The organism is Streptomyces sp. SYSU D01066-1 (assembly GCF_054956795.1).
In genome coordinates this window covers 290,972-301,657 of record NZ_JBUDHV010000004.1, presented here as the reverse complement: position 1 = coordinate 301,657, position 10,686 = coordinate 290,972, and the positions used below count along the sequence as shown (strand labels likewise).

Annotated in this window: 6 protein-coding genes; 3 read left to right on the top strand and 3 right to left on the bottom strand. The window is 76.0% G+C overall.

Annotation, left to right across the window (positions count from 1 at the left end; translation table 11 throughout):
* Nucleotides 1–1,361, top strand: a 1,361-nt coding sequence (locus ACY1JF_RS06725) for an outer membrane protein assembly factor BamB family protein (protein WP_462704049.1), incomplete at its 5' end; no start/stop codon positions are given.
* Between the two features lie 336 nt (nucleotides 1,362–1,697).
* Here ACY1JF_RS06725 and ACY1JF_RS06720 read toward each other — a convergent pair.
* Together ACY1JF_RS06720 and ACY1JF_RS06715 are read right to left on the bottom strand one after the other, a co-directional pair.
* The gene (locus tag ACY1JF_RS06720; RefSeq protein WP_462704048.1) at nucleotides 1,698–1,880 is read right to left on the bottom strand and encodes a hypothetical protein; all 183 of its coding nucleotides are present in this window, start codon (nucleotides 1,878–1,880) and stop codon (nucleotides 1,698–1,700) included.
* 220 nt (nucleotides 1,881–2,100) lie between these two features.
* The gene (locus ACY1JF_RS06715) at nucleotides 2,101–5,259 is read right to left on the bottom strand and encodes an AfsR/SARP family transcriptional regulator (protein WP_462704047.1); all 3,159 of its coding nucleotides are present in this window, start codon (nucleotides 5,257–5,259) and stop codon (nucleotides 2,101–2,103) included.
* Between the two features lie 250 nt (nucleotides 5,260–5,509).
* Between ACY1JF_RS06715 and ACY1JF_RS06710 the strand changes: the two genes are divergently transcribed.
* A complete protein-coding gene (locus tag ACY1JF_RS06710; RefSeq protein WP_462704046.1) occupies nucleotides 5,510–6,301 on the top strand; it encodes an endonuclease/exonuclease/phosphatase family protein in 792 nt (263 codons plus the stop codon).
* Here the strand turns inward: ACY1JF_RS06710 and ACY1JF_RS06705 are convergent.
* On the bottom strand, nucleotides 6,265–7,803 hold the full coding sequence (locus tag ACY1JF_RS06705) for a CehA/McbA family metallohydrolase (protein WP_462704045.1): 1,539 nt from the start codon (nucleotides 7,801–7,803) through the stop codon (nucleotides 6,265–6,267). The genes ACY1JF_RS06710 and ACY1JF_RS06705 overlap by 37 nt on opposite strands.
* Nucleotides 7,804–8,120: 317 nt before the next feature.
* Between ACY1JF_RS06705 and ACY1JF_RS06700 the strand changes: the two genes are divergently transcribed.
* Complete coding sequence (locus tag ACY1JF_RS06700) at nucleotides 8,121–10,679, top strand: bifunctional FO biosynthesis protein CofGH (RefSeq protein ID WP_462704044.1); 2,559 nt, start codon at nucleotides 8,121–8,123, stop codon at nucleotides 10,677–10,679.
* The last annotated feature ends 7 nt before the right edge of the window (nucleotides 10,680–10,686 follow it).

Genomic DNA, 10,686 nt, shown 5'->3' with positions numbered 1-10,686 from the left:
GGCTGGCCGGCGCGGCCGTGCCCATCGGCCCCGGCCCCCGGGTCGCCGACACCCGCGCCGCCGTGGTCAAGGCGCCGCCCCCGGAGGCCGCCCTGTCCGGCGCCTGGGCCAAGCCCCGCCCCGGCGCGGGCGGGGCCGGGGCGGCCGGACCCGCCGTACCGCCCGCCCCGGCCGCGCCCCCCGGCGCCCCGCCCATCGCCCCGCCCACCGCGCCGCCCGACCCGGCGGCGTCCGGCTGGCGGCCCTGGCGGTTCCGGATGTCCAACGACGTCTGGGGCACCCCGTCCGTCGCCGGCGACCTGGTCTACGTCACCTCCTTCGAGGTGCACGCCCTGGACGTGGCCACCGGCCGCCGCCGCTTCAAGACCCGGGACGTCGCCTGGTCGAAGGCGGTCGCCGACGGCCGTATCCACGCCTCCGACGGGCCCACCCTGTACGCCCTGGACGCCCGGGAGGGCACCGACCTGTGGCGGCTCCAGACCGACGCCTGGGTGTACTCCCTCAAGGCGGAGCGGGGCACCGTCGTCACCGGCACCCGGGGCGGCGGCGTCCAGGCGTGGGAGGCCGCCACCGGACGGAAGCTGTGGGAGGTCGGCGGCTGCCAGACCGACTTCGAGTCCCCGGAGGCGGGTCCGGCCCTGCTCGACGGCACGGTCTACCTCTGGCAGAACGCCCGGCTGCGCGCCCTGGACGCCCGCACCGGCGACGAGCGCTGGTCGTACCCGGTCGGCGACGCGGCCTCCTGCGGCGGCGTGCCGGTACGGGTGGGCCAGGCGCCGGACGGCTGCGTGTACGTCTGCGCCGGTACGCGGGTGCTGGCCCTGGAGGTGGCGACCGGCCACGTCCGCTGGCACTTCGAGGCCCCGGCGGTCTTCCTCTCCCCGCCGGCCTTCGTGCCCGGCCCGGCCGTCACCGGCGGCGGTGTCTACCTCGCCGACTACCTCGGCACGGTGTACGCGCTGGACGCCGCCGACGGCCGCGACCGCTGGCGGATCGCCACCGAGGCCCGTACCACCACCGAGCCGGTCCTGGTCGCCGCGGGCCACGTCCACGTCGGCAGCGGCAAGGGCCTGTACACCCTGGACGCCGTCACCGGCACGCCCAAGTGGCGGTTCCAGGCGGGCGGCGACATCGTGGGCGCCCCGGCGGTGGCCGAGGGCCGCATCCACTTCGGCTCCACCGACCACCTCCTCTACACCCTGAAGGCCGACGACGGCCGGCTGCGCTGGAAACTGGCGACCGGCGGCGAGATCACCGGCACCCCGGTGGTACGGGACGGGATCGTCTACGCCTGCAGCAAGGACCGGTGCGTGTACGCGCTGGACGCGGAGAAGGGGACGGGGACGGCGCGGAGCGCTTGAGCGCCTGCGTACCCGAGGGGTACCCGAGCGGTACCCGGGCGCGAGGCCGCCGGCCGCCGGGCCGGGACGTGGGTGATGGCCGGCGGGCGTGGGGCGCGCGGTGGGCGGGGCGGGTCGTGTCGTCCGCGACGGCGTGGCGGGTCGTGTCGTCCGCGATGGCATGGCGGGTCGTGTCGTCCGCGACGGCGGGGCGGGTCGTGTCACGCCGTCGCGGGTGACGGGCCGGTGCGGGCCGGGACGCACGGCGGCCGCGGCGGCTCCCCCTCCGTGCCGCCGCGGCCGTTCCCCCGCGTGGGTCCGGGGCAGATCCCGTACGGGTCCCCGTGCGGGCCCGCGTCAGACCTGCTCGCCGGTGGCGTGGTTGTCCAGCGGCGTCACGGTGCCGTCCGTCGCGTGGTTGTCCAGCGCCACGGCCTCCCCGCCGGTGGCGTGGTCGCCCTGTGCGGTGGCCTCGGTCTCGACCCCCGTGGCGTGGTTGTCGAGCGGCTTGACCACGAGGTCCTTCTCGGCATCGGCCATGGCCTGCAACTCCTGTCCGTCGATCGGCGAAGCCCGTCCGGCGGCTCCCCCGAGACCGCCGGACGGGCATGTCAGGGCCGTTCACCCTAGCGGCGGTGATCACCGCTGATCCGTCTGCCCCCCGACGCGACGGACCGACGATCCGAGAGTGCCGCCGGGCGATAAACGAACGATGAACGCCGCCCCGCCGCCCGCCGCCTCGCCGCCCGCCGCCCGCCGTTCAGGCGACGGTGGCCGGGCTGAGCAGCAGCCGCACGTCGGCGGCCTCCGGCGAGCCCAGCCGGTCGAAGGTGGCCAGGGCCTCCTGCCAGCAGGCCCGGGCCCGGCCGGTCTGGCCGAGCGCGCCGAGCGCGCGGCCCAGCACGGTCAGCACGTTGCCGCGCCGCCACTCGCCGCCGATCCCGCGCAGCACGGCGAGCGCCTGCTCCGCCAGGGCGGCGGCCTCCGCCGGCTCCCCGCCCGCCAGCCGTGCCTCCGCGATCCGGAACAGCGTCATGCCCTCCCAGAGCCGCTGCCGGCTGTCGCGGAAGACCGCCAGCGCCTCGTTCAGCCGCTCGACGGCGTCGTCCAGGCGGCCCTGCCCGGTGAGCGCCATCCCCAGGGCGTAGCGGCCGTTGGCGCCGCGCAGGGTGTGTCCGAGCCGGTCGTAGATGGCGATGCCCCGCCGGGCCAGCTCCACCGCGCTGGTCACCCGCCCCATGGCCAGGTGGACGCGGGAGAGGTTGCACAGGGCGCTGGCCTCCCCGGCCAGGTTCTCGTCCGCGCGGAAACTCTCGATGGCCTGCCGCAGGTACCCCTCGCCCTCGGCGTTGCGCCCCTCGTACAGCGCGATGATGCCCCGGTCGTTGGCGGCCCAGCAGCGCGGTGCCGGGTCACCGGCGGTCCGGGCCAGCTCCATGGCCAGCCGCGCCTGCTCGTCCGCCTCGCGGAACCGGCCGGCCACCAGGTGGACGTTGGTCAGCGTGGTCAGCGCCCGGCTCAGCACACCGGGGTCGCCCGCCCGCCGCGCCGCGTCCCGCAGGGCCAGGGCGACGACCTCGTACTGCTTGGCGTTGGCGCCGGACTCGGCCAGGTCCTTGGCCGCCCACAGCAGGTCCACGGCCCGCGCCAGGGCGGGCCCCCGCGCGCTCTGCTGCACGCAGGCCAGCAGGACGTGCGCCTCGGCGTACAGCCAGTCCTGGGCCGCGCGCCGGCCGGGGAACGTCAGCCCCGGGTACGCGGTCGCCGCCAGGTGGTCCACCAGCCGGTCGCCGGGCCGCTCGATCGCGTAGACGCCGGCCGCCGTCGCCAGGTAGAAGTCCAGCAGCCGGGAGAGGGCCGCCGTCCGCTCGCCCGGCGTCCGCTCGTCGCGCTCGGCGCACGCACGCGCGTAGAGCCGCACCAGGTCGTGGTACCGGTAGCGGCCGGGCGCCGCCGACTCCAGCAGCGAGGTGTCGACGAGCGACTCCAGCAGGTCCTCGGTCTCCTCGACGGGCAGGTCCAGCACGGCCGCGGCCGCCGCCAGCGAGATGTCCGGCCCGTCCGCCAGGCCCAGCAGCCGGAACGCCCGCGCCTGGGCGGGCTCCAGCTGGCCGTAGCCCAGCTCGAAGGTGGCCTTCACGGCCAGGTCGCCGGCCCGCAGCTCGTCCAGCCGGCCGCGCTCGTCGGCGAGTCTGGCCGCCAGCACCGCGACGGCCCAGGTGCGGCGGGCGGCCAGCCGGGACGCGGCGACCCGGATCGCCAGCGGCAGGAAGCCGCACGCCGCCACCACGTCCAGCGCGGCCTCGCGCTCCGCGGCCACCCGCTCCTCGCCCACGATCCGGGTGAACAGCGCCAGCGCCTCCTCCGGTGACATGACGTCCAGGTCGACCAGGTGCGCCCCGGCCAGCCCCGCCAGCCGCACCCGGGAGGTCACCAGCGCCGCGCAGCCCGCCCCGCCCGGCAGCAGCGGACGTACCTGGGCGGCGTCGCGGGCGTTGTCCAGCAGGACCAGCACCCGGCGGCCGTCCAGCAGCGAGCGGTACAGCGCCGCCCGCTCCTGGAGCGAGTCGGGCACGGCCGAGTCCGCGGTGCCCAGCGCCCGCAGGAAGGCGCCCAGCACCGTCTCCGGTTCGGCCGGCCGCGCCCCGGTGCCCTGGAGGTCGACGTACAACTGCCCGTCGGGGAAGGCGGACCGGGCCTGGTGTGCCACGTGCACCGCCAGGGTGGTCTTGCCGACGCCGCCGATCCCGGCGACGGCCGACAGCGCCATCACCCGGCTCCCGTCCCCGGACGCCGAGCCCAGCACCTCGCTCAGTTCCCGTACGAAGGCGGCCCGGCCGGTGAAGTCCGCCACCGTCGCCGGGAGCTGGGCCGGACGGACCGGGGCCGGCGCGGGCCGCTCGACCGGTCCGGGCACCTCCGCCAGGTCCGGGTCGGCCCGCAGGACCCGCCGTTGCAGCTCCTGGAGCTCCGGGCACGGGTCGACGCCCAGCTCCTCCGCCAGCAGGCGGCGGGTGTCGGTGTAGACCGCGAGCGCCTCGGCCTGCCGTCCGCTGCGGTACAGCGCCAGCATCAGCAGCTCGCGCAGCCGTTCGCGCAGCGGGTGGGCGGCGGTCAGCGCGGTCAGCTCCGAGACGGCCTCCGCGTGACAGCCCTGCTCCAGGTCCATGTCCAGCCGCGTCTCCAGCAGTTGCAGCCGCCACTCCTCCAGCCGGACCCGCTGCGCCCGCGCGTGCGGGCCCGGTACGCCGGCCAGCGCCTCGCCGTCCCACAGCGCCAGCGCCCGCCGGAGCGCGTCCCGGGCGTGGCACAGGTCGCCGGCGCCGCGCGCCTTCTCCGCCTCGGCCGCCAGGTCCCGCGCCGCGGAGAGGTCCAGCGCCCCGTCGTCCGGGCCGCGCACGGCGTACCCGCCCGACTCGCTGACCAGCACCCCGGCGCCGAGGACCTTGCGCAGCCGGGACGCGTACGTGCGCAGCGCCGCCAGCGCCCGGGGCGGCGGCTCCTCGCCCCACAGGGCGTCGATCAGCTCCGCCGCCGTCGCCGTACGGCCCTCACGCAGCAGCAGGGCGGCGAGCAGGGCGCGTTGCTGGGGCGAACCGGTGGCCAGCGGTTCGTCGCCGCGCCAGGCGCGCACCGGACCGAGCACACCGAACCGCAGGGCGGCCGTCTCCGCCAGGGAGACCGCCTCCGCAGGAGCGGCCGTCGCCGCCGGGGAGAACGCCTCCGTCGGGGCGGCCGTTTTCACCGGGGAGACCGTCTCCACCGGGGAGAGCGTCTCCACCGGGGAGAGCGTCTCCACCGGGGAGAGTGCCTCCACCGGGGAGACCGCCTCCACCGGGGAGAGCGTCTCCGCACAGGCGGCCGTCTCCGCCGGGGGAGCCGACCGCCGCTGCCCCGGCACTCGCGGCACACCGTCCATCCAGTCCCCCTAGATATCCCGAGCGATCCCGCCAGTCTGCCCTGTCCGCACCGCCCCCGTCAGCCGGGGGACGCGCGGATCACCGGCGGAGCCGGGGCACGGCACCGAGCCCTCACACGGTCTCCCCGATCAGCGCCCGGTGAGCCGGGAACTGGCGGGCCGTCCGTTCCCGGCGCGTCGCCCGCCGGTCATGTTCGCCGGACAGCCTCGGCGGGAAGGCGATGGTGTGCGAGAGACGGGTGATGCGGTCGTGCGGGTCGTGACCTGGAATCTGTGGTGGCGGTTCGGTCCCTGGGCGGAACGGCAGAAGGCGGTCCTCGCCGTGCTGCGCGAACTGCGCCCCGACGCGGTGGGCCTCCAGGAGGTGTGGGCGGCGGACGACAGCGGCAACCTCGCCGAGTGGCTCGCCGGGGAACTCGGCCTGCACTGGGCCTGGGCCGCCTACGGCGCCCCCGAGCGGTGGCAGCGGCGGATCGGCGACGAGCGGGCCGTCATCGGTGTCGCGGTGCTCAGCCGGTGGCCCGTGCTGGACCAGGCGGCGCTGCGGCTGCCGGCGCCGGCCGAACTCGACGACGGGCGGACCGCGCTGTACGCCGCCCTGGACGCCCCGGGCCACCCGGTCCCGTTCTGCACAGCCCACCTGACCTCGGCGCCGCACGCCTCGGCCGTGCGCCGCCGCCAGGTCGACGCCCTCACCGGCTTCGTCGGCCGGCACCGTCCCGGCGGGGCCTACCCGCCCGTCCTCACCGGCGACTTCAACGCCGGCCCCGGAACCGACGAGGTCCGCCTCCTGTCCGCCCGGGGCTTCACGGACGCCTGGGACTTGGCCGGCCCGGCCGCCCCCGCCGCGACCCTGGACCCCGTCAACCCCCACATCACCGGCGGCGGCCCGCCCCAGCGCGTCGACTACGTCCGCCCCGGTCCGCCCGGCCCCGGCTCACTGGGCCGGGTCCGGGCGGTACGGCGCGCGGGCGACGCCCCGGTGGACGGCGTGTGGCCCTCGGATCACTTCGCGGTCGTCGCCGACCTGGAGGGTCCCTGACGCCGGTCCAGGAAGACGGGGTTGGTGAACGCCGCCAGCGCCCCCGGCGACGCCCCCGCCGCCGCCTCGTGCCGCACCTCGGCCCGTACGTACGCCGCGTACGAGGCGGTCGTCCGCCACCGCACGACCCCCTCGCCCGACTCCGGCAGCGGACCGCCGGTGTGCAGCACCCCCTGGTCGGTGACGAACCGGACGGTGCAGCGCGGGGCGCCGGTCACCGCCAGGCGGACGGTGACCGGGGTGTCGCCGGCCACGGACAGCCGCTCCCCGATCCCGGCGTGCTCCCCGAGCCCGCCCGACGCGGTGAACGCCAGCGTGACCCGCGCGGACTCGGCGACGTAGGACCGCCCCGCGCGGATGCCCTCCTGGACCGCGCGCCGGGTGAGGTCGTCGGCGAGGACGACGGTCTGCGGCAGCCCGACCACGTCCGGGTCGCGGTGCGCGTCACTGCCGCCCATCGCCGGGAGCCAGCCCCGCCCGTCCCGCGCGGACGCCACCAGCATGCCGTCCCAGTCGGCCAGCGCCACCTCGTCGTCGGGCGTGTACGGCCCGTTCCACACCTCGACCGCGTCCGCCTCGTCGAAGCCGAACTTCCAGTTGCAGCCGACGCAGGTGGCGTGCGGATGGGCGGGCACCACCAGGCCCCCGGCCCGCCGGATCCGCCGCGCGAACCGCCCGAACCGGTTGTCGCGGGCCCGGTACCGCCAGTCCACGAACGTCCCCGGGTCCGTGCCCAGCGCCACCACGTGCCCGTTGCGGGTCGTCACCTCTTCCCCCACCATCACCAGCAGGTCGTCGCCGGCCGCGTCCGCCCAGTGGGCGTGCGCGGCGTGCGTGTTGTGCTCGGAGGAGTTGATGAAGTCCAGCCCCGCCGCCCGCGCCAGCGCCGCGATCTCCTTCGGGGTGCGGCGCCCGTCGGAGTACCAGGAGTGCAGGTGGCAGTCGCCCCGGTACCAGGCCCGCCCCCGCCCCCGCGCCCGCTCCGGCGGGTACACCGGCCGCGCGGTCGCCCCCGGCTCCCCGTACGTCAGCGTCACCGTGATCTCGTACGACAGCCCCTGCGGGGCCACCGTGTACGGGCCGAGCGCGATGTGCCACGTCCCCGCCCGCACCGGCCCCGGGATATACCCCGGCGTCGCGTCGTCCGCCCGGACGAAGAACTCCGAGCGCGCCCCGCCCGACCAGCCCCGGAACCCCCGGCCGCCCAGCTCGGTGCCGCGTTCGTCGAAGAGGCCGATGTCGAGGGCGTTGCCGGCGGTGCCGGACGGCACGGCGGGCCTGTCGTAGGTGTAGGAGACCCGTAACTCCCGCACGCCCGAGGGCACTTCGACGGGTACGTACACGAAGTCCGGCGACCCGGCGGGCAGGGTGCCCCGGACCGTCTCCGTCTTCTGCCCCGCGGCCGCCGACGCGAAGCGCACGGTCGTGAGCGTGAGCGCGGCGGCGGCGCCCGTCACGAACACGGCGCGTCTGCCGACACCGGTCTTGATGTCCTCGCACATGCTGCTGCTCCCAGGAGTGGTCCGACCGTCAGGGGTGGTGCGGGAAGTGCCGCCCGCAACGCTCGTACCAACCCATGAACCGCGGTCCACGGGAAGGCGGTCGGCAGCTGAACGAACCGTGCGATGCCGACCGGTCGGTAGGGACGCGTGGCCCGGCCCCGGGGGAGCCGTCGCGCTTCGCGGACCCGGGCACCGAGGAGACGGCGGGCCGGTTGCCGCCGGCGGGGGAGGCGGACGTCCCGCGGACGCCGGACGGATACGCCGCGTACCGGCAGCCGTCCCGGGGAGCGCGGCCGGCCCGCACGTACCCTCGGAGGATGCCTACCGAGAACTCCCTGCGCCGGGCCCTCAAGCGCGCCCGGGACGGCGTCGCCCTGGACGTCTCCGAGGCCGCCGTCCTGCTCCAGGCCCGCGGTGACCACCTCGCCGACCTCACCGCCTCCGCCGCCCGGATCCGCGACGCGGGCCTGGAGGCCGCCGGGCGCCCCGGTGTCATCACGTACTCCAAGAGCGTCTTCGTCCCCCTCACCCGCCTGTGCCGGGACAGGTGCCACTACTGCACCTTCGTCACCGTCCCCGGCAGGCTCCGCCGCGACGGCCACGGCATGTTCATGTCCCCGGACGAGGTGCTGGCCATCGCCCGCCAGGGCGCCGCCCTCGGCTGCAAGGAATCCCTCATCACCCTCGGCGACAAGCCCGAGGACCGCTGGCCCGAGGCCCGCGAGTGGCTCGACGCGCACGGCTACGACGACACGATCGCCTACGTCCGCGCCGTCTCGATCCGGATCCTGGAGGAGACGGGCCTGCTCCCGCACCTCAACCCGGGCGTGCTGACCTGGACCGACTTCCAGCGCCTGAAGCCGGTCGCGCCCAGCATGGGCATGATGCTGGAGACCACCGCGACCCGCCTGTGGTCGGAGCCGGGCGGCCCCCACCACGGCTCCCCGGACAAGGAGCCGGCCGTCCGCCTGCGCGTCCTTCAGGACGCCGGCCGCTCCTCCGTCCCCTTCACCTCCGGCCTGCTCATCGGCATCGGCGAGACCTACGAGGAGCGGGCCGAGTCCCTCTTCGCCCTCCGCAAGGTCGCGCGCGCCTACCACGGCATCCAGGAACTGATCATCCAGAACTTCCGCGCCAAGCCGGACACCGCGATGCGCTCCATGCCCGACGCGGAACTCGACGACCTGGTCGCCACGGTGGCCGTCGCCCGGCACATCATGGGCCCGAGCGCCTGCCTCCAGGCACCCCCCAACCTGGTCGACGCCGAGTACGAGCGCCTGATCGGCGCCGGCATCGACGACTGGGGCGGCGTCTCCCCGCTCACCATCGACCACGTCAACCCCGAACGCCCCTGGCCGCGCATCGAGGAGCTGGCGGCCACCTCCCGCGCCGCCGGTTTCGAACTGCGGGAACGTCTCTGCGTCTACCCGGAGTTCGTCCGGCGCGGCGAACCCTGGCTCGACCCGCGCCTGCTCCCGCACGTGCGCGCCCTGGCCGACCCGGAGACCGGACTCGCCCGCCCCGACGCGACGGTGGAGGGCCGCCCCTGGCAGGAACCGGACGAGGTCTTCCAGCCCTCTGGCCGCACCGACCTGCACCGCGCCATCGACACCGAGGGCCGCACCGCCGACCGCCGCGACGACTTCGACGAGGTCTACGGCGACTGGTCCGCCCTGCGCGAGGCCGCCGCCCCCGGCATGACCCCCGAGCGCATCGACACCGACGTACGCGCCGCCCTCGCCACCGCCGCCGACGACCCGACGAAGCTGACCGACGAGGAGGCCCTCGCCCTGCTGCACGCGGACGGCCCGGCCCTGGACGCCCTGTGCCGCGTCGCGGACGACGTGCGCAAGTCGGCGGTCGGCGACGACGTCACCTACATCGTCACCCGCAACATCAACTTCACCAACGTCTGCTACACCGGCTGCCGTTTCTGCGCCTTCGCGCAGCGCCGCACCGACGCCGACGCGTACACCCTCTCCCTGGAGCAGGTCGCCGACCGCGCCCAGCAGGCGTGGGAGGTCGGCGCGGTCGAGGTCTGCATGCAGGGCGGCATCCACCCCGACCTGCCGGGCACCGCGTACTTCGACATCGCGCGGGCGGTGAAGGAACGCGTCCCCGGCATGCACGTGCACGCCTTCTCCCCGATGGAGGTCGTCAACGGCGCCACCCGCACCGGCCTGTCCGTCCGCGAGTGGCTCACCGCGGCCAAGGAGGCCGGCCTGGACTCCATCCCCGGCACCGCCGCCGAGATCCTCGACGACGAGGTCCGCTGGATCCTCACCAAGGGCAAACTCCCCGCCGCCACCTGGATCGAGGTCATCGAGACCGCCCACGACCTGGGCATCCGCTCCTCCTCGACGATGATGTACGGCCACGTCGACCAGCCCCGCCACTGGCTCGGCCACCTGCGCACCCTGGCCGGCATCCAGCAGCGCACCGGCGGCTTCACGGAGTTCGTCACCCTCCCCTTCATCCACACCAACGCGCCCGTCTACCTGGCCGGCATCTCCCGCCCCGGCCCCTCGGTGCGCGACAACCGCGCGGTCACCGCGATGGCCCGCCTCCTGCTGCACCCGCACATCCCCAACATCCAGACCAGCTGGGTGAAGCTGGGCACGGAGGGCGCGGCCCAGATGCTCCGCTCCGGCGCGAACGACCTCGGCGGCACCCTCATGGAGGAGACCATCTCCCGCATGGCGGGCTCCTCCTACGGCTCGTACAAGTCGGTCAAGGACCTGATCGCGGTCGCCGAGGCGGCGGGCCGCCCGGCCAGGCCCCGCACCACGCTCTACGGGGACGTGCCGCAGGAGCGGCGGCGGGCGGCGGCGGCGTCGGACGGACACCTGCCGGAGCTGTTGCCGGTACTGGACTGAGACCGGC

Bases quoted from the DNA above. Each gene is read 5' to 3' on its own strand.
- ACY1JF_RS06720 (WP_462704048.1), bottom strand. From the start codon at position 1,880: ATGGCCGATGCCGAGAAGGACCTCGTGGTCAAGCCGCTCGACAACCAC.
- ACY1JF_RS06715 (WP_462704047.1), bottom strand. From the start codon at position 5,259: ATGGACGGTGTGCCGCGAGTGCCGGGGCAGCGGCGGTCGGCTCCCCCG.
- ACY1JF_RS06705 (WP_462704045.1), bottom strand. From the start codon at position 7,803: ATGTGCGAGGACATCAAGACCGGTGTCGGCAGACGCGCCGTGTTCGTG.
- ACY1JF_RS06700 (WP_462704044.1), top strand. From the start codon at position 8,121: ATGCCTACCGAGAACTCCCTGCGCCGGGCCCTCAAGCGCGCCCGGGAC.